Below are 19,235 nucleotides of genomic sequence, written 5' to 3'. Positions count from 1 at the left end.
GTTTTCTTATGATTTAAAATAGAAGAAAATTAAAAAATTTGAGTAATTCCGGCACCGCTGAGGTTCTTATTCCCAGAAGCCTTTGTTTAATAGAAGATTTTGATAACCTCAATATTGATGTGGAGGAATTTTGTTCAGTTTCTATCATTTGGGAGAATGGTTTTGTTTCAGAATTAAAGCCTTTAAAAAATAAAGATAACAAACCAAAAAATATTCTATTCCCAAGATTTGTTGAGACGCATTCACATTTTGATAAATCTTTTACATGGGCAGATTTTCCTAATCTGGAATCAAACTATGGAGGAGCATTATCAATAAACCTCGAAGAACATAAAGCTAGAACTACAGATAAGGTTCTTGAGAGAGTTGAGAAATCATTAAAACTTGCTATAAAAAATGGATACAGAGCGATTAGAAGTCATATTGATACATACAAAAGTCAATCAATTAATATTTGGATTGAACTTTTCAAATTACAAAAAAAATTTTCATCTGAGTTGACTTTACAATTCGTTGCTCTAGCCCCATTGGAATTTTGGGATACTTCTAATGGAGAAGAGTTGGCAAAAATATTTTCCTCTTATGGAGGAATTTTAGGAGGTGTTATTGTTCCCCCTTTCAATAAAAAAGATACAAGCAGATTTCTCGCAAAGATGCTTCTTCTCGCGAGTAAATATAAATTAGAAATAGATTTGCATATAGATGAATCGATCATTGAGCCTGGAGCAGGAATAAAAGTTTTATTGGAGACAATCGAAAATTTAAAGATTAATAGTATTCCAATTACTTGTAGTCATTTGAGTAGTCTTATTTCTCTAAGTCATAGAGAGATTTTAAATTTAGGAGAAAAAATGGCTAAAAAAAATATTAAAGTTATTGCTTTACCTCTAACAAATTTTTGGCTGCTTAATCGAAGTAATAAAACTACCTCATTAAAAAGACCAGTTGCGCCAATAAAGCAATTACAAAAAGCACACGTGGATGTATCTCTAGGTAGTGATAACGTTCAAGATCCCTGGTACCCATTTGGTAATTTTGATCCTTTTTATATGTTGTCTTGCTCGATACCTATGCTTCAACTAAATCCGTGGGAGAGAATGACTCTATCTTCTGTTTTTTTAGCTCCAAGCAGATTATTAAACTTAAAATGGGATGGTTTAATTAAAAAGGGTTGCCCTGCCGACTTTGTAATTTTAGATGCACAAAGATGGGCAGATGTTTTTTCGAGTACCTTAAAGAGAAAAGTGTTTATAAAAGGCGAGTTATATTGCTAATCGGCTAATTTATATACAAAACAATAAAAATTTTATTAATGACATCAAATAGTTTTAAATTTATAGACAAATTTAGAGAAGTCAAAAACTTAGAGATTATTGAAAGCCAATCTGACATAAAAAGACTTTCAAAAGATTTTTATAACTACTCTCCTATCCTTACTGAAAAATTAGACGAATGTATTGCTGATTTGGTGGTAAGACCTTGTGATCACAAAGCGGTAAAGGAAGTAGCAGAAATTTGTTGGAAATATTCTATCCCACTTACTTTAAGGGGTTCAGGTACAGGTAATTATGGACAAGCCGTCCCATTGTTTAAAGGAGTGGTAATGCAGATGAGTCACTTTAATAAGTTAGAAGAATTTGATCCAGATACAGGTTTTGTAAAAGTACAGTCTGGCTGTGTTATGGGAGATTTGAATAGACAATTAGAGAAATATGGGAGGGAATTGAGGTTATTTCCTAGTACTTGGAAAACTGCAACAATTGGGGGTTTTATTGCAGGTGGATCAGGAGGTATTGGCTCCATTAGGTGGGGATTCTTAAGAGATCCAGGAAATCTTATTGGTTTAGAGGCAGTGACGATGAATGAAAAACCTGCATTATTAAAATTTGATGCTGAAGAATCCGAACCTCTAAATCATGCTTATGGGACTAATGGAATAATTACTTCTTTATTACTTGCTACTGATATCAAACGTAAGTGGTATTCAATAGTTATTGACTGTATTGAATTTGAAAAAACAATAGAAATATTAAAAACTCTTACGAGCGCAGCAATTGATCTGAAACTAGGAGCAATTCTTGAAGAAGAAATTGTAGATCAAATGCCAAAATGGTTTAAAAGTAATTCTAGAAGTCACAAGATATTAATTCAATCTACTCTTGGAGGAACAAAAACCATCGAGCTAATTTGTAAAAAATTCAAAGTTGAATCTACCCTTCTTGGGGAAGAAGAAAAACTCGTCAATGGAATTTCTGAAGTCGTATGGAATCATACAACTCTTCATATGAGGTCTAGGGATAAAAATTGGACGTATTTACAGATGCTTTTGCCACTTAATAATGAATTAGAATTGATTAATTTTTTGAGAAAAAAATGGGGTAAAAAAGTTCTTTGGCATTTAGAGGCAGTTTCTCAACAAGGATCACCGCGATTAGCAGCTTTGCCTGTATTAAAGTGGAATGGGATAGATGAATTAAATGAAATAACGGAAGATTGTAAGAAACTTGGTGCGTTTATTTTTAATCCCCATGTTTTAACTGTCGAAGGCGGAGGCCTAGGAGTGGTGGACGCAGATCAAGTAAAAGCGAAATTAAAATTTGATCCTAAAGGGCTATTAAATCCAGGAAAATTGGAAGGTTGGGAAGTAAAGGAACAATTTAATATTTAACATTTCTGTTTATTTGCAAATTTAATAAATTCAGCAACTAAAAAAATAGAACCTGTTAGAACAGGATGATTAGGTGGCCACTGTTCTAGGGAAAATAAATACTCAATGGCAAGTTCAAATCTTTTAAATTCAATTATTTTTTGAAAGTCAATTTCTTTAATCTGAGAGAGCTCGTTTAATTGCCAACTAGGTTGGTTTGGAACTGGAACAAGTAATAAGTGATCATTTTTCTTTAGCAGTGTTTTTAATATTGCGTAAATATCTTTTTGTCTTTGGACACCTAAAATCCAATAAATTCCTTTATCTTCATTCTCCCAATTTCTTCGCTCATTAGAGAGTGCTTTTGCAGCAGGATAATTATGCGCACAATCTACCAGAATTTCTTTTTTGAAATAATTTATTATTTCTAGCCTTCCTTTCCAAGCAGTATTTTTAAGACCTTCAGATATGTGTTTTTCTTTAATGTTAAATCCCAAATTATTCAGCGCTTCAATTGCTCCAACAGCTACTGAAGCATTTTGCTTTTGGAAAATTCCTTTTAATCCAAGCTCATAGCTGTTTGAAATTGAATCTTTCCAGATAATTTCTGCTCCAACCTCTTTAATTTTTTTGGTTATTAAATTTTTAACTTGACTATTTTGGTTGGATGAGATGACTATCGAGTTTTGTTCAATAACTGCTAATTTTTCTTTAGCAATTTTTTCAATCGTATCTCCAAGAAATTCTTTATGGTCTAAGCCAATATTCCCAATAGCAATTATTGGTCTAGATTTATGGGCTGTTGTCGCGTCTAATCGTCCCCCTAAGCCAGCTTCAAGAATGAGCAATTCAACTTTTTCATTGTCAAAAAAATTTAGTGCGCAGCAAATGATTTTTTCAAAAGGAGTTAATTCAAATGTTGAAAGATTTTTTTCTATTAATCTATAGATTTTTTCAAAATCAGCTTTGTTAATATTTTTTTTATTAACTCTAATCCTCTCGCATACGTCAAAAAGATGAGGAGATGTCGTTACACCAAAATTCTTTTTAGCTTCAAAAAGTATACTTTCTAAATATGCCGCTATTGATCCTTTCCCATTTGTACCAATAATTTGTATCGCAGGGATATTCTTGCAAGGATTACCAATTTCTTGAAGTGCTTTTTTAATTCTTGGTAAACCTAACTTGATATTATCCCTTTCATATTTAGGTGATAATAATTCAAGAATTTTTAAATTTGTATTTTTCAAAATTTAAATTGCTATAACTCTTCAAAAATTGAATTTAGCTTATCCAAAAGAATATTAATTTCTCTTTGCGATATAACTAATGGTGGGACAATCCTTACAACGTTTCCTCCTGCAGGAACTACCAGTAATCCTTTATCAAAAGCTTTTAATGTAATTTTTTTTGCATCAGCATAATCATCATTGATCACCAGACCTTGTATTAAACCTAAACCTCTTTTCCCGCTAATAATATTTGGAAATTTTTTTGACAATTCTTCAAACCCAGCACTTAATTGTTCCCCTCTTAGATAAACATTATTGATAAGATTTCTTCTATTTATTTCTTCTAATACAGTTAGGGCAGCTTTACAGGCGAAAGGGTTTCCTCCAAAAGTGCTTGCATGATCTCCTGGAGAAAAAATGTTGGCTTTTTCTTTTACCAATAATGCTCCAATTGCATGACCTCCGCCTAATCCTTTAGCAAGGGTGAATCCATCAGGTTCAATTTCTAAATTCTCATAACCCCACATTTTTCCAGTTCGACCTACTCCACTTTGGACCTCATCTAAAATGAGAAGAGAATGATATTTATCACATATATCTCGCAGGCTTTTAAAAAATATTTTACTTCCAGGAATTACGCCACCTTCTCCTTGTATTGGTTCAACTAAAACGCCGGAGATTTTTTGATCATTATTTTCACACTCTTCAAATAATTTTTTTACCGAATCAAAATTGTTAAATTTAAAAAATTTGAACCCTTGAATCATTGGTTCGAAACCTTTTTGATATTTGGGCTGTCCAGTAGCACTCAAGGCTGCCAGCGTCCTTCCATGAAAGCTGGATTCTGCTGCGAGAATAATTGATTCTTTACCTTTATTTGTTGTATTCCCATATTTTTTAATTAATTTAATTGCTGATTCATTTGCTTCCGCACCACTGTTGCAGAAGAAGACTCTTTCGGCACAACTCATATTTGTTAAAGTTCTGCTTAATTGTTCTTGTTCTTCAATGTTGTAGAGATTGGAAATGTGCTGAATCTTTTTTAGTTGAGTTGATAGCCTTCTTCTTAAAACTCTATCGCTATGTCCAAGACTACAAGTTGCTATACCAGCAACTGCATCAAGATACTTTTTACCCGTTTTGTCCCATAGCCAACAACCTTTTCCTTCTTTGAAAGATATATCGAATCGACTATAGGTATTCATCAAAGTGGGAGCGGTCGGACTTGAACCGACATACCCGAAGGTGCCGCATTTTGAGTGCGGTGCGTCTACCAATTCCACCACGCTCCCAAGGCTTTTGAAAAAATTAACCTTTCTATTATAACAAAAATCATTTTATTGACTATTGTTTTGATCAAGGAACAGTGATCAAGATAACGTTTGTTAATAGTTAATTTTTCCGAAAAAAAACATAGAATTATATTTATTGAATTTGCTGATAATAAATAAGATAAAAATGCATTATTCAACATTTGTGATGCAACTATGTAGCAAAAAATCAAAAAAGAACCTATTTTTAAGAAGTCAGCTTCATAATCAGTAATATTATGTTATATTAAAAGAAAAAAATTAAATGACTAAAATTAAAGTAAAAAATTTATCTTTACAATTCGTTCCCTACCTTTTCATTGCAGTCACTATATTGACAGCATTTGGTTCTAATAATGGAACTTGGGCATGAATGATTTCAAGATTAGTGGTTTAAATAAAATTTGGTCTAGTCGTTTCTTAGTATTATTTCTTATATTTTTAGGTTGTATTTCACTTATTAATATTGCTTACGTTTAATTAATTTATTAATTTCCCAAACTTTTTTGCAACTTAGGCGGCTTTATATCTAGGAATATCTGCAGGATCTGAATTCATTTTAAACTCCTTATTCTTCAAGGCTTTTTTGTTAAACTCTCTATTTATTTTTATACCCAATATTTTTAGTTTTGATTCAAAATTTTCATACCCTCTATCCAAGTGTTCTAAACCATAGATTTTACTAGTGCCTTCAGCTATAATCCCAGCAATTATTAATGCGGCTGAAGTCCTCAAATCAGATCCAACTAGATCCATTCCCTTAATTTTTTTAACACCTTTGATATGGGCTATATTTTCATTTAATTTTATATTTGCCCCCATTTTATTGAGTAAATGAACATGGTTCATTCTGTTTTCGAAAATTGTTTCAGTTATCTTTGATTCGCCATTTGCGATTGACATTAAAGTTGTAAATGGTGCTTGCAAATCAGTTGGAAATCCTGGGAAAGGAGCTGTTTCAATATCTACCCCTTTAATCTCTTTACCCTTGATTGTAATTGAATTACCTTTAATCGTAATTTTACTTCCACTTTCTTGAAGCTTATTCGTGACAGCTTCAAGATGATTAGGAATTACAGGAGAAACTGTTATCGAAGAGGAAGTCGCTGCAGCAGCTATTAAAAAAGTGCCAGCTTCTATTCGATCCGGAATTACTTTATGAGTACAACCACACAGATTATTAACACCATCAATAATTATTTTTTCTTTGCCCGAGTCGTAAATTTTTGCACCCATTTTATTTAGCATTTGGCATAAATCCTGAATTTCAGGTTCTCTTGCAGCATTCTCAATCGTGGTTCTTCCTTCCGCTAATGATGCTGCCATTATTAAAGTTTCAGTTGCTCCTACGCTTGGGCACTTTAATTTGATATGTGAACCATGTAGTTTATTAGTCTCGTCCTTTATTCTTGCTTTGACAATTCCTTCTTCAATAATAATTTCCGCTCCTAAGGCTTGAAGTCCATTTATGTGCTCATCTATGGGCCTTGAACCAATATTGCAACCTCCAGGTAAGGGGACTTTAGCCTCTCCATATTTACTTAATAATGCACCTATACAAAAGAAACTAGCTCTTAATCCATTAACAAGTTCATATGGAAGTTCTTTAATAGAAATATTTTTAGGATCTATCTCTAATCGATTGTTTTTTTGTATTAATTTAACACCTAAACTCTTTAGGATATTCCCCATTTTTTCAATATCAGTTAGACGAGGAACATTCTCAAGAATTATTCTTTCATTAGTTAGCAGTGATGAGGCTAATAAAACTAAGGCAGAATTCTTAGCGCCACTTATTTCAACTTTTCCATGTAAGTTACCTTGGCCAAAAATCTTTAAATTTTGATATTTAAGATATGACTTCTTTTTGCTTACGCAAATCATTAAGGCTTAATTTATTAGATTCATCATGACAAACGATAACTTGTAAGTCTACCCCATGTAACGTCTTAAATATTAATTAAAAGTGAAAAGGTATTTTTTTTAATTTCTTAGGAAATAAAAATTCAATAAATAATTGATCAAAACATTAATACAATTAGAATATATTTGATAACAAAATTTTCAATTTCCTCATAGAAAATACTTTTTTAAAAATAACTAGTAAAAACAATAATCTAGTTAAAAGATTTAGATCATTCAAAAGAGGATCATCTCCACAAGATCAAGACTTTTTTTGCATAGAGGGCACTCATCTCATTAAAGAATTGTTGAAGTCTGGGAAAAATCCCTCAAAAATTTTAGTTACCGAAAAATGGCTAAGAAAGAATCAAAATCTAAGCAAAAAATTTCAACAGTCATTAATAAATATTGTCTCAGAGGAAGTTTTGGCATCTGCGATTTCAACAATTAATCCAGATGGGATAGCAGCTTTAGTAGAGATTTCATCAATACCTAATTATCACTTTAATAGTAATGATGATTTTGTTCTTGTTCTCGATAGAATTCAAGACCCTGGGAATATGGGCAATCTTTTTAGAACTGCTCTAGCTGCTGGTGTTGATGCAATTTTTTTAGCTGGAGGTGCGCACCCATTAGGCCAAAAGGTATTAAGGGCATCTTCTGGCGCAGTTTTTCACCTCCCATTTAAAAGATTTGAGGGTACTGAGGAAAAAACAATAAATTCTTTATTAAAGTCTGTATCTGAATTATCAAATGTAGGATTTAAGGTTTTTTCTACTAGTAGCCATAATAAAAGTTCAAAAAAACCTTCAAAACCCTACTGGGAAATTGATTGGTCTAAGTCTACTGTCTTGATTTTGGGTAATGAGGGGCAAGGTATTCATGACAAAATTCAAGAAGCATTTAGTGAAACAATTACAATTCCGCATAGTAAGCTTGTAGAATCATTGAATGTGGCTTGCGTTGCAGTTCCGTTATTACTAGAACGAAAAAGAGTCGCATACACCTCTAAACGTAGATAAAAAGTGACTGATTCAAGTTTTGATTTTGATTTAATCGTTATAGGAGCAGGATATGGAGGTTTTGATGCCGCCAAACATGCTGCTGGTAAGGGACTGAAAGTCGCAATAGTAGAATCTTCTGATATGGGAGGCACTTGTGTTAACAAGGGTTGTGTTCCCTCTAAAGCTCTTTTGGCTGCAAGTGGAAAAGTCAGAGAAATAGCTGATTATGAACATTTAGCCAAATTTGGTATTCATGCTTCTCCAGTAAGGTTTGAGAGATCAAAAATTGCAGATCATGCAAATAATTTAGTTTTAAATGTTAGAGAAAATTTAACAAAAACTCTTAAAAGGAGTGGGGTTGAAATTATTTTGGGTATTGGAAGACTTGAAGGGAATCAAAAAGTGGGTGTAAGAGATAAAAACGGAGTTGATAGAATCTTTACTTGTAAAAATATTGTTATAGCAACTGGTTCTTCTCCTTTTGTGCCTCGTGGAATAACTTTGGATAATAGAACTGTATTTACTAGTGATGATGCCGTTAAACTTGAATGGCTCCCAAGATGGATAGCTATTATTGGAAGCGGATATATAGGATTGGAGTTTGCGGATGTTTACACTGCCCTAGGTTGTGAAGTGACTATGATTGAGGCTCTGGAAAATATAATGCCTACATTTGATCCAGATATTACAAAAATTGCGAAGAAGAACCTTATTCAATCAAGAGATATAGATACAAAATCAAATGTCTTTGCGACAAAAATAACACCTGGATGTCCTGTGAAAATAGAACTGACAGATGCAAAATCTAAAGAAGTTTTAGAAACTTTAGAAGTTGACGCTGTACTAGTGGCAACTGGCAGAAGTCCAAATAGTAATAATCTAAATCTTGAGTCTTTAGGGATCGAAACAGTAAAAGGTTTCATTCCTATAGATGATCAAATGCGGGTTAAAAATGGTAAGGAAATAATACCTAACATTTGGGCTGTTGGAGATGTAACTGGCAAACTAATGCTTGCTCATACAGCGGCAGCGCAAGGCACTATAGCAGTTGATAATATTTGCGGCGGTAACGTCGAAATTAACTATAAAAGTATCCCTGCTGCAACATTTACTCATCCTGAGATTAGTTCAGTTGGTCTCTCTGAAGCTGAAGCTAAAGAAATATCGGCAAAAGAAAATTTTACTTTGGGAGTTGTCAAAAGTTTCTTTAAGGCTAATTCAAAAGCATTGGCTGAATTGGAGAGTGATGGGATGCTCAAATTAATTTTTAATAAAGATAATGGGAAAGTTTTAGGTGCTCATATTTTTGGGTTACATGCAGCTGATTTAATTCAAGAAATCTCAAACGCTATTTCAAGAAACCAAGATGTAATTGAATTATCTACTGAAGTACATACTCATCCTACACTTAGTGAAGTTGTTGAGGTCGCATATAAACAAGCTGCTTCTCAAATAAAATAGTTTTTATCATTAATGGAAATAAGACGTAGGCCTCCAAATCCAACCGTAAGGGTAGAAAATTTAGAATATGCTGTACCTCATAGAGAAGCACAAGCAAAAAATATTCTCGAAGAAATTGTATGGCATAAGGACATTGAAATAAAGAATTTTAAAAAAATAGTTACTCTAGAAGATCTTATAAAAAAGATTAGTAATCTTCCTGCTCCTAAAGATTTCTACAAAAGTATCTTAGAGTCGAAAATTAAACCAGGGGTGATTGCTGAGATTAAAAAAGCTAGTCCTAGTAAAGGTGTTATCAGAGAAGATTTTCATCCGGAAGAGATAGCTCCTTGTTATGAAGGATTAGGGGCATCATGTATTTCAGTGCTAACCGATAAAAGGTTTTTTCAAGGTAGTTATGAAATACTCGAAACTGTAAGGAAATCAACTAATCTACCTTTGCTCTGCAAGGATTTTATTATTTCTGCTTATCAAATTTATAAAGCAAGGTTATCTGGTGCTGATGCAATATTATTAATCGCGGCGATTTTAAGCGATGATGATTTAATTTATTTAAAAAAAATTGCTGATAATTTAAGGATGAGCGTTCTTATTGAAGTTCACAACGAGAATGAATTAGAAAGGATATTAAAGTTGAAATCTTTCAATTTAATTGGAATAAATAATAGAGACTTAAAGACTTTTAAAACAAATTTAAAAACTTCAATGGATTTGATGAATATATATTCAGATATATTTTTAAAACAAAATATTATTCCTATTAGTGAATCAGGAATTCATTCTGCAGAAGATTTAGAATCCCTTAAATCTGTTGGAATTAAGGGAGTATTAATTGGTGAAACTTTCATGAGAGAAAGTGATATTGAAAAATCTTTCAAGAAATTATTTAACTCAATTTAATTTTGGCTTCAAATCGTGCTATAAAATTGAATAAACAGAGTTGTACTGAATATATATGCAGGCCGTAATAATAACCGGTATAGTTGCTGGATTTGTGCATGTTGTTAGTGGTGCAGATCATTTAATTGCAATGGCACCAGCAGCTATTAATAATCCCAAAAAAGCTCTTGAAAATAGTTTTTCATGGGGCCTAGGACACTCTTCTGGCATCCTCTTGTTAGCTTTCTTAGCGATTTTTATTAAGGATATTACGCCATTAAACAAATTTTCTAATATTGCCGAATTCTTAGTGGGAATTTCTCTTCTAATTGTTGGAGTATTTGCGATAAAAAGTTCTTTTCAATTAAGAATCCACTCGCACTCTCATAAGCATGAGAATGGAATTGCCCATCGTCACTTTCACTTTCATGTTAAGGAACAAAAAAACAATAATAAGCACTCCCATGCTTTAACAGGTTTAGGATTGCTACACGGTATTGCTGGAGGTTCACATTTTCTTGCAGTTCTTCCTGCTTTAGCACTACCTATAACAAGTGCTTGCTTATATTTGATTTCATATTTAATTGGTTCACTAATTAGTATGAATCTTTTCACTTGTTTAATATCTTTTACGACCTTTAAAGCAAGTCAAAAATTTATTAAAAGATTAATAGCTATAGCGGGAGGGCTTTCCATTTCTATGGGATTATTTTGGATTCAAAGAAGTGCTTCTGTTTTTTTGAACTAAAGAAATTTTTATAATTTAGGAATCATTAATTTAGAGGTGATAATACCAATTATTTTTTCGTTATTTACTAGTCCGAATTTTTTACTATCTTCGCTAAATTCGATATTGTCACCAAGGACCTCTATATTATTTTGATTCACTGAAATTATCCTTTTTATAAGTGTTTTATTTTTAAGTGGATGATTAAAAATAACTATTTGTCGATTTTTTAGTCTTGATTTATTTTTTTTATATTCTTTAAAAAATACAATATCCCCTTCTTCAAGCGAAGGTAACATAGAATCACCACTAACAATAGCGGTTTTTCTTAAACCTAAGATAAATAAAATTAAATCAAAAAAACTTTTGAAAATAATTTAAATTAACTAGCTTTTACAAAAGCATCTGATCTTCCTTTTGATGCCCAGAAAATATTATGAATCTTTTCTACATAACTCATTAATTCTTCAGCTTGAGCTAAATCAATATTAACTTTGCAAGCACTGCATAATTTAGCTGCCTTCCAAATAGTTTCATGAAGGTCTGGATAAGTTTCCAAATGGACAGGTTTAAAATAGTCTGTCCACAATATTAGAATTTCTTTTTTTGTCTCTTTTGCTTGCTCTTCTTTAATTGCAACATATCTAGAAAATGTATTATTGTAAGCAGCCCACTCTTCAGAGTTAGTACTTGAGGGAGCATCTAGTGCAATAAGTTTTTTAGTCATTGATAAAACTGCTTCAGCAGCAACTCTTGTAGATGCTGGGTCATATACACCACAAGGACCGTCGCAATGTGCATGGACTGTCATTGTGGATTTTCTATTTAAAAAAGAATTGATGAATTTACTTAACATTTCGTATATTTAATGTTGTACATATATTACTTGGAGAATAACTAAATTGAAAAGTCTTAGAAATTTTTCTTACTTAATTTAATTGACTTTTAATAATTCAACTTCAAATATCAAAGTTGCATTAGGAGGTATTACATTGCCTGCTCCTCTTGATCCGTAACCAAGTTCAGGAGGAATTGTTAATTTTCTTTTCCCTCCAACCTTCATACCTGCGACCCCTTCGTCCCAACCTTTTATTACTCGTCCGGCACCTAAAGGAAAGCTGAATGGAGCTCTACCGATACTTGTATCGAATTGTGTTCCGTCTTCTAGAGTTCCTGTGTAATTTACAGTAACTGTTTGACCAGTGATGGCTTCATCTCCTTCCCCATTTACGATATCCGAAATAATTAGACCACTTTCTGTAGTCCTTGAGTTGCTGTCTGATGGTTTTTCTTCTGCCATAGCGAAAAATATAGGATTTGGATCTGATGGGTCTAGTTCAAATAAATTATTATTTGAAACATTTGATGATTTTGCAACAGGTGTTTTTTGAATTGACTGAGTTTCTGATTCGGCAGCATTAACAACTTGTGGTGAATTAAATTGACTGAAAAGAGTTAATGAAACACAAAAAACAAAAACTGCAAAACTAATAAAGACTTCTTTCACTTAAATTTTGAAAGTTACTAAAACTAAGTTTACAGAATGAAGGTACAATAAATGGGTGATTATAAATTTAATTTCGTAATTTTAGATTGTTAATCCCGACTCAAATTAAAAGTTTAAGACAATATTTTTACCCTTGTTTAGGAGGAATTCTAGGAGGTATTTCTGTTGCAACTCACTTTTGGCTGATTTTTATGCCGATATCTTTATTTATTTTATGGAAGGGAAGTGAGAGAAAAATAGCAAATTTTTGGTGGGGGTTTTTCTTTGTTTTAATAAGTCATTCATGGTTATATGATCTTCACCCATTGACATGGCTTGGGTTCTCATGGCTTGCAAGTTTAATAATCACTATTTCAATATTATTATTTTGTGCTTTTTTGGGTGGGTTATTAGTTTATTTATGGGGATTATTAGTTGAAATGATTCTCTGGAAAGAGGATGTTTTTAAAATGAAAATATTACCTTTAACAGTAAAAGTATTTTTTTTATCTTTAACTTGGGGGATTGGTGAATTGATACTTTCTCAAACACCTTTTTTTTGGATAGGTTTAGGAGAGAGTCTTGTCCCAGGTGATATTTATCTTGCTGGTTTGGCAAGATGGATTGGCGCAAGTGGTTTATGTGTATTTCAATTATTGATTGGATTTTGGATTTTTTTTAGTCACGGTAGATGGATAAGAAAACTTTACTTTAAAAAAATATTTCTTTTAGGCCTTTTGGTTATTATTTTCTTACATTTATTTGGAGGTTTAATCACTCCAATAAAAAGAAATTATGAATATCCAGTTGCTATTTGGCAAACGAATATACCAACAAGAGAAAAATTAAAAATAGATGATGAATTTATTAAAGAAAAACAATCTGTCGCTCAAAAATATGCTTTATCCAACAAAGCAAAACTTCTTGTTGCTCCTGAAGGAACTCTATCTAATAATTTTTATTTATCTCAAGGCATTAAGGTTAATACTTTGGCAGGAGGTTTCAGAAATTCAAAAAATGAGTTAAGAAGTTCTTTACTCGGATTTCAAATTGGAGATAAATCTTTTACCTCTTTTATAGATAAAAATAGACTTGTTCCGTTAGGTGAAAAAATACCTAAATTTCTAAATAGTTTTTCAAGAGGATTATCTGCAGTAGGAGGAATTCAACCAGGCTCTGATTCAAGATTTTTTGATCCTAAATTTACACCTCCATTAGCAGTAGCTATCTGTTATGAAATTAGTGATGGATTGAAAATAAGAAAGGCTATTAATAGCGGTGCAAAACTAATAATAACTACAGCAAATTTAGATCCCTATCCAACTAAGCTTTATAATCAATTCCTATCTTTGGCTAGATTAAGAAGTATTGAAAATAAGAGAAATAATTTACTCGTATCAAACACCGGCCCTTCGGGTTTAATTAAGGATGATGGAAAAATAATTCAGCTTTTAGATTTAAATGTTGAGCAAAATGAAATAGTTTTCCCTAATTTTTCCTCCGAAAAGACTTTCTATACAAAATTTGGAGATAAACCTATTTTGTTATTGTTTATATTTTTGATGGGATTAAATTTCTTTTGGAAAATTAATTAATCCACCACCTAATAAAATTTCTCCTTTATAAAAAACTGCAGCTTGTCCGGGCGTTACCGAACTTTGACTTTCTTCAAAAATTAATTTAAATGTTTTAGTTGGATTATCTAAATTTTTCAAAGGAATTAAAGTCCCTTTTACTGGATGACTTCTATATCTGATTTGTGCTTCTACTTCTATCTCTTGTTTAGGTTCTTCAATTGAAACCCAGTTAACCTTACTAATTATTGCTTCTCTATTAAATAGATCACTTTTATCTGCTACGTACACTATGTTTTTTCCCTTGTCTAAACTTTTTACATATAATGGCTCCGGCCAAGCAATGCCCAAACCTTTTCTTTGACCTACCGTAAAGTGCTGAATTCCATTGTGAGTTCCTAGGACTTTACCATTTACATGCATAATTTTTCCTTCTTTGGGTTCAATATGTTTGTCGATAAATTTCTGCATTGATCCATAATGCTCAACTAAACATAAATCTTGACTTTCTGGTTTTTGAGCAGTTCTAAGGCCTAATCTCAGGGCTTCCTTTCTGGTTTGTTCTTTTTTCATTTCACCAAGAGGAAACTCTAATCTGCTAAGTACTTCTTGTGAAAGAGAATAAAGAAAATAACTTTGATCTTTGTTCTCGTCCGCACCTCTGAGAAGAAGGAAGTCCTTAAATACAATGCTCTTGCAATCAAGTTTTTCAGCATAAGATGATTTTTTAATCCTTGCGTAATGTCCGGTCGCAATATGAGTAAAGTCTTTTTTGTTTATTGCATAATTAAGCATCTCTTCAAACTTCACATTCTTGTTGCACATCGAACATGGAAGTGGAGTGAATCCTTTCTCATAGCTTTCAGTTGTTTTTTTAATTACCTCTCTTTCGAATATTTCTCTTGAATCTATTATTTTATGGTTAATTCCTAAATCTTCACAAAGGCCAGCAGCATCTACTAATCCTTCAGAACAACAGGAGCCTTGTCCTTTCATTAGCCAAAGAGTTAGTCCTTCAACATTCCAGCCTCTTTCTACAAGAAGAGCAGCTGAAAGTGAACTATCTACGCCACCAGAAAGACCTACAATAATATTTTTCTTCTTTTTAGTTTTATTATTAGTAGAAAAATAGTTCTCTAATTTTTTATCCTTTTGTGTCTTTAACATGGAAGTTTAAATTTTTGAACAGTACTTCAATTGCTTTGTACTAATTATGAAAGAAATTGTATGGCCAAAAATTGACTCTAAACATTTAATTGTTGATTCAAAGCAAATGTTGATATTAGAGAAAGAAATGTTTTCTGATGGAATGCCAGAAGAAGCATTGATGGAAAAAGCTGGTATACAAATTAGTAGATGGCTCTTAAAAAGGAAATTTCTTCTAAAGCATGGAATAACTGTTTTAATAGGCCCTGGGCATAATGGTGGGGATGGTGCCGTAATAGCTAGAGAGCTTTTCTTGAAAGGGTATTTAGTCAAGGTATGGTGTCCATTTACCATAAAAAAAACAATAACAATTGACCACATTAATTATCTTACATCTATTGGTGTAACAAAATTAGTAGAGCCGCCTGATGCAAATGGGAAAGAACTCTGGATTGATGCTGTGTTTGGCAATAATCAAACAAGAAAAGTTGATAATAAATTAATTAAATTGTTTAATCAGAAATTTCACAATAAATGTGGCAAGGTAGTAAGTATTGATGTTCCTACTGGATTATGTCCTGATAAAGGAGAGCCTTTTTTAGATAATGCAGTAAAGGCGAACTACACTTTATCCATTGGGCTTAATAAGATTGGGTTGACGCAAGATTCTGCTTTACCTTTTATTGGAGAATTGAATCATATCGATGTTGGGGTGCCTACTAAAAAGTTATCTAAGATTGAGAAAAAGATTGTTAAGATTACTTATGACGATTTAAAAAGTATTGATTTACCTTCTTTACCAAAAAATTCCAATAAATATAGAAGAGGAAGAACATTATTAATCGCTGGAAGTGACAAATATCCAGGAGCTGCATACTTAGCATTAAGAGGTGCTATATCTAGTGGAGCGGGTTTTATCTCTGCTGTTCTGCCTAGGTTAGTTGCTGAATCTATTTGGCAAGTTGCTCCAGAAATAGTTTTAAAAGGAACTATGCAATGTAATCAAAACGGTGATGCATCTTTATTCAGTTCATTAAAGAATATTGACCTAAGTGCTTATGATTCATTAGTTGTAGGCCCAGGCATAGGAATTGATAATGATGATTGGCAAAAATCAGAAGACTACCTTATGGGTTTTGAAGGATTATTGATCTTAGATGCAGATGCACTTAATAGGATTTCTACATCTAAATTAGGTTCACAATTCTTTTTAGAGAGAAAATTTAAAACATGGATTACTCCTCATGGCAAAGAATTTTTAAGGTTATTCCCTAATATCAAATGTGAAACTAATCTTGGACTAGCTTTTAATGCCGCAAAAGAATTTAATATTAGTGTTTTGCTAAAGGGGGCTAACAGCATAGTTGCTGACAATACAAATGTATGGCAACTTTTTGGAACCGACTCTCAGACAGCTAGAGCTGGATTAGGCGATCTTTTATCTGGATTTCTAGCTGGCAGCTCTGCGATTGATTTAACCTTTTGTAGAAATATTACAACTGATTTTTTTGCTAAATATGTACTTTTACATTCATTTGCTGCGGCAAAGTGTAAAAAGGGTTCAGATGCATCTGCTATTAGTGATTCATTATCAAAATTAATGAGAAATAAGAAAACGAGACAAATATCTTGAAAGACACAATTTAAAAGAGTTATTTCTAGTTTTAAACACATAAATATACAAAAATTACTTGAAATCTGAAGCGCGCATTAAATATTCGGCTATTTCCAAAAAAGTGTAGGAGAGTTTTAATACCTTATTTAGGTCAAACAATGGTTTCATCAATACCAGCACAAGCAGAACCACAAAAAAGGAGAAGTAATGATCCAATTAGTTGGTATTTGCAGAACATCGGAAGAGTCCCTTTGTTAACTCCTGCTGAAGAGATTGAATTGGGTAATCAAGTCCAGAAAATGATGACTCTTACAGAAGATGGCCAATTAAATGAAAAAACTAAAGAATTTACAACTCAGCAAAAAAGAACAATAAAAATAGGAAAGAGAGCTAAAGAGAGAATGATTAAAGCTAACTTAAGATTAGTTGTTAGTGTGGCAAAAAAATACCAAGGCAAAGGACTCGAACTTCTTGATTTGGTTCAAGAAGGTTCTCTTGGATTAGAGAGGGCTGTTGAAAAATTTGATCCGACAAGAGGATATAAGTTTTCTACTTATGCATTTTGGTGGATCCGACAAAGTATGACAAGAGCAATTGCATGCCAATCAAGAACGATCCGTTTACCAGTTCATCTAAGCGAAAGATTAGCATCTATAAGAAAAGTTAGTAGGGATCTTGCACATAAACTTGGTGCTATGCCAAGCAGAATTGAAATTGCAGAAGCAATGGAAATTGATGTGGAAGAATTAGATTCTGTTTTAAGACAAGCTTTATCAACAAGTAGTTTAGATGCTCCAGTTAATGGTGATGATGGCAGAAGCTTTTTAGGCGATCTAATTGCAGATAGTAATAGTGAAGAGCCTTTAGATAAAGTTGAGCAGAAAATGCATCAAGAGCAACTTGGTAAGTGGTTAAGTCATCTAAGTGAGCAAGAGCAACATGTTCTAAAATTAAGGTTTGGACTAGATGGTAATGAGAGACATACACTAGCTGAAATAGGAAGATTATTAGAAGTTTCTAGGGAGAGAGTGAGACAAGTTGAACTGAAGGCATTGAGAAAATTAAGGAATTTAACCAGAAAATTACCCAGCGGTATTTAAACTAATCTTCGGCCCAAATATATTTAGTTAATTCTTTAGAAGGTGGTTCAGGGGCCTCTAAGGCATTTTTAACCGACTCTGATATCTCCATATCTATTTTCTTTTCAATACTCTTTAATTCTTCTTCCGTTGCGAATTTACCATCAATAATTTCTTTGGCTAATTTCTTAATGGGATCTCTTTTCCCCCAAAACTCCTTCTCTTTCTCAGACCGTAATTCATCAGGATCTGCAAGAGAATGTCCTCTGTATCTATAAGTCAAGCATTCAAGAAGAGTGGGCCCTTCTCCTGCTCTAGCGCGCTTAATAGCTCTTTGTGCAGCCCCTCTTACTGCTAATACATCCATTCCATCAACTTCCTCTCCATGCATCCCAAAAGCAGAGGCTTTTCTCCAGATTTCAGGATTGCTGGTCGCTCTATCGTGAGCCATACCAATAGCCCATTTATTATTCTCAACAACAAAAATTATGGGTAATTTCCATAATTGGGCCATATTTAAGCATTCAAAAAACTGTCCATTGTTGCAAGTACCATCTCCAAAGAAAGCAGCAGTTACTGAATCACTATTATTATTACCAGCAACTTCTTTTTTATATTTACTTGAAAAGGCTGCTCCTAGAGCGACTGGAATTCCTTCTCCAATAAATGCATATCCTCCCAATAAGTGATGCTCTTTTGAGAATAAGTGCATGGACCCACCTCGGCCTCTGCTACAACCTGTAGCTTTACCAAAAAGCTCACTCATTACTTCAAAGGAAGGAACACCTGCACTTAATGCATGGACATGATCGCGGTAGGTGCTACAAAACCAATCATGTTTCTTTTTCATTGAGCCAATGACTCCAGTGCTAATAGCCTCTTGACCATTGTATAAATGAACGAAACCAAACATTTTTCCCCTGTAGTACATTTCTGCACACTTATCCTCGAATCTTCGACCAAGTATCATATCTTCATAAAGAAATAATCCGGTTTCTCGATCTAATTCGGCTTTTTTTATGTCATGAAGATTTGAGATTCTCTCTACGTGTGTTTCCAAGAAAATACCTTAATGAAGTTTTGATTTGTTAACATTCTAAGCCGTGAAGGTCGATTTTAATGATTTTTTTTAATAACTCTGTAAGACCTTATGAAAAAATTTTTTAACTTGAT

At 32.8% G+C, this 19,235-nt stretch carries 17 protein-coding genes and 1 tRNA gene; 9 read left to right on the top strand and 9 right to left on the bottom strand.

Annotated features, from left to right (window positions below):
* The first annotated feature begins 38 nt into the window (after positions 1-38).
* Both HA143_RS07475 and HA143_RS07470 read left to right on the top strand, forming a co-directional pair.
* Positions 39-1,274 carry an amidohydrolase family protein gene (locus HA143_RS07475; RefSeq protein ID WP_209085358.1) on the top strand — a complete coding sequence of 412 codons (1,236 nt, stop codon included), beginning with the start codon at positions 39-41 and terminating at the stop codon, positions 1,272-1,274.
* A gap of 38 nt (positions 1,275-1,312) precedes the next feature.
* Positions 1,313-2,668, top strand: coding sequence for an FAD-binding oxidoreductase (locus tag HA143_RS07470; RefSeq protein ID WP_209085356.1), 1,356 nt, complete (start codon positions 1,313-1,315; stop codon positions 2,666-2,668).
* On the opposite strand, the gene HA143_RS07465 is transcribed toward HA143_RS07470, so the two are convergent.
* The 4 genes from HA143_RS07465 to murA form a co-directional block, all read right to left on the bottom strand.
* Positions 2,665-3,897 carry a bifunctional folylpolyglutamate synthase/dihydrofolate synthase gene (locus HA143_RS07465; RefSeq protein WP_209085354.1) on the bottom strand — a complete coding sequence of 411 codons (1,233 nt, stop codon included), beginning with the start codon at positions 3,895-3,897 and terminating at the stop codon, positions 2,665-2,667. The two genes, HA143_RS07470 and HA143_RS07465, sit on opposite strands and share 4 nt — an antisense overlap.
* Before the next feature lie 11 nt (positions 3,898-3,908).
* Entirely contained in the window at positions 3,909-5,084 is a 1,176-nt protein-coding gene (locus tag HA143_RS07460; protein WP_209085351.1) for an aspartate aminotransferase family protein, read from the bottom strand.
* A gap of 5 nt (positions 5,085-5,089) precedes the next feature.
* Positions 5,090-5,171: transfer RNA gene (locus tag HA143_RS07455), tRNA-Leu, on the bottom strand.
* Between the two features lie 531 nt (positions 5,172-5,702).
* A complete protein-coding gene (gene murA, locus HA143_RS07450) occupies positions 5,703-7,073 on the bottom strand; it encodes a UDP-N-acetylglucosamine 1-carboxyvinyltransferase (RefSeq protein ID WP_209085348.1) in 1,371 nt (456 codons plus the stop codon).
* Between the two features lie 161 nt (positions 7,074-7,234).
* On the opposite strand from murA, the gene HA143_RS07445 reads away from it, so the two are divergent.
* Genes HA143_RS07445 through HA143_RS07430 form a run of 4 tightly spaced genes read left to right on the top strand, consistent with a single transcriptional unit; the run spans position 7,235 to position 11,183 of the window.
* Positions 7,235-8,113 carry a TrmH family RNA methyltransferase gene (locus tag HA143_RS07445; RefSeq protein WP_373921648.1) on the top strand — a complete coding sequence of 293 codons (879 nt, stop codon included), beginning with the start codon at positions 7,235-7,237 and terminating at the stop codon, positions 8,111-8,113.
* A 3-nt stretch (positions 8,114-8,116) separates the two neighbouring features.
* Entirely contained in the window at positions 8,117-9,556 is a 1,440-nt protein-coding gene (gene lpdA / locus HA143_RS07440) for a dihydrolipoyl dehydrogenase (protein ID WP_209085343.1), read from the top strand.
* A gap of 12 nt (positions 9,557-9,568) precedes the next feature.
* Positions 9,569-10,456, top strand: coding sequence for an indole-3-glycerol phosphate synthase TrpC (gene trpC, locus HA143_RS07435; RefSeq protein WP_209085341.1), 888 nt, complete (start codon positions 9,569-9,571; stop codon positions 10,454-10,456).
* Positions 10,457-10,511: 55 nt separating this feature from the next.
* Complete coding sequence (locus tag HA143_RS07430) at positions 10,512-11,183, top strand: hydantoin utilization protein A (RefSeq protein ID WP_209085339.1); 672 nt, start codon at positions 10,512-10,514, stop codon at positions 11,181-11,183.
* Between the two features lie 8 nt (positions 11,184-11,191).
* On the opposite strand, the gene sodX is transcribed toward HA143_RS07430, so the two are convergent.
* From sodX to HA143_RS09855, 3 genes are all read right to left on the bottom strand, one after another.
* The gene (sodX, locus tag HA143_RS07425; RefSeq protein ID WP_348534785.1) at positions 11,192-11,479 is read right to left on the bottom strand and encodes a nickel-type superoxide dismutase maturation protease; all 288 of its coding nucleotides are present in this window, start codon (positions 11,477-11,479) and stop codon (positions 11,192-11,194) included.
* 65 nt (positions 11,480-11,544) lie between these two features.
* Complete coding sequence (gene sodN, locus HA143_RS07420) at positions 11,545-12,018, bottom strand: superoxide dismutase, Ni (RefSeq protein WP_209085336.1); 474 nt, start codon at positions 12,016-12,018, stop codon at positions 11,545-11,547.
* 78 nt (positions 12,019-12,096) lie between these two features.
* Positions 12,097-12,669, bottom strand: a complete 573-nt coding sequence (locus HA143_RS09855; RefSeq protein WP_209085332.1) for an FKBP-type peptidyl-prolyl cis-trans isomerase — start codon at positions 12,667-12,669, stop codon at positions 12,097-12,099.
* An 86-nt stretch (positions 12,670-12,755) separates the two neighbouring features.
* Between HA143_RS09855 and HA143_RS07410 the strand changes: the two genes are divergently transcribed.
* Positions 12,756-14,243, top strand: coding sequence for an acyltransferase (locus HA143_RS07410; RefSeq protein WP_209085330.1), 1,488 nt, complete (start codon positions 12,756-12,758; stop codon positions 14,241-14,243).
* On the opposite strand, the gene mnmA is transcribed toward HA143_RS07410, so the two are convergent.
* A complete protein-coding gene (mnmA, locus tag HA143_RS07405; RefSeq protein ID WP_209085327.1) occupies positions 14,217-15,389 on the bottom strand; it encodes a tRNA 2-thiouridine(34) synthase MnmA in 1,173 nt (390 codons plus the stop codon). The genes HA143_RS07410 and mnmA overlap by 27 nt on opposite strands.
* Before the next feature lie 46 nt (positions 15,390-15,435).
* On the opposite strand from mnmA, the gene HA143_RS07400 reads away from it, so the two are divergent.
* Together HA143_RS07400 and HA143_RS07395 are read left to right on the top strand one after the other, a co-directional pair.
* Positions 15,436-17,001: an NAD(P)H-hydrate epimerase gene (locus HA143_RS07400; protein WP_209085325.1), complete on the top strand. Its 1,566-nt coding sequence runs from the start codon at positions 15,436-15,438 to the stop codon at positions 16,999-17,001.
* A 140-nt stretch (positions 17,002-17,141) separates the two neighbouring features.
* On the top strand, positions 17,142-18,083 hold the full coding sequence (locus HA143_RS07395; protein WP_209085323.1) for an RpoD/SigA family RNA polymerase sigma factor: 942 nt from the start codon (positions 17,142-17,144) through the stop codon (positions 18,081-18,083).
* Position 18,084: 1 nt separating this feature from the next.
* Here the strand turns inward: HA143_RS07395 and pdhA are convergent, their stop codons facing one another.
* On the bottom strand, positions 18,085-19,122 hold the full coding sequence (pdhA, locus tag HA143_RS07390) for a pyruvate dehydrogenase (acetyl-transferring) E1 component subunit alpha (protein WP_209085321.1): 1,038 nt from the start codon (positions 19,120-19,122) through the stop codon (positions 18,085-18,087).
* Positions 19,123-19,235 lie beyond the last annotated feature (113 nt).

Origin of the sequence: Prochlorococcus marinus CUG1415, from assembly GCF_017696015.1 — a bacterium.
Taxonomy (GTDB): domain Bacteria; phylum Cyanobacteriota; class Cyanobacteriia; order PCC-6307; family Cyanobiaceae; genus Prochlorococcus_A; species Prochlorococcus_A marinus_AE.
This window is presented reverse-complemented; position numbering and strand designations above follow the sequence as displayed.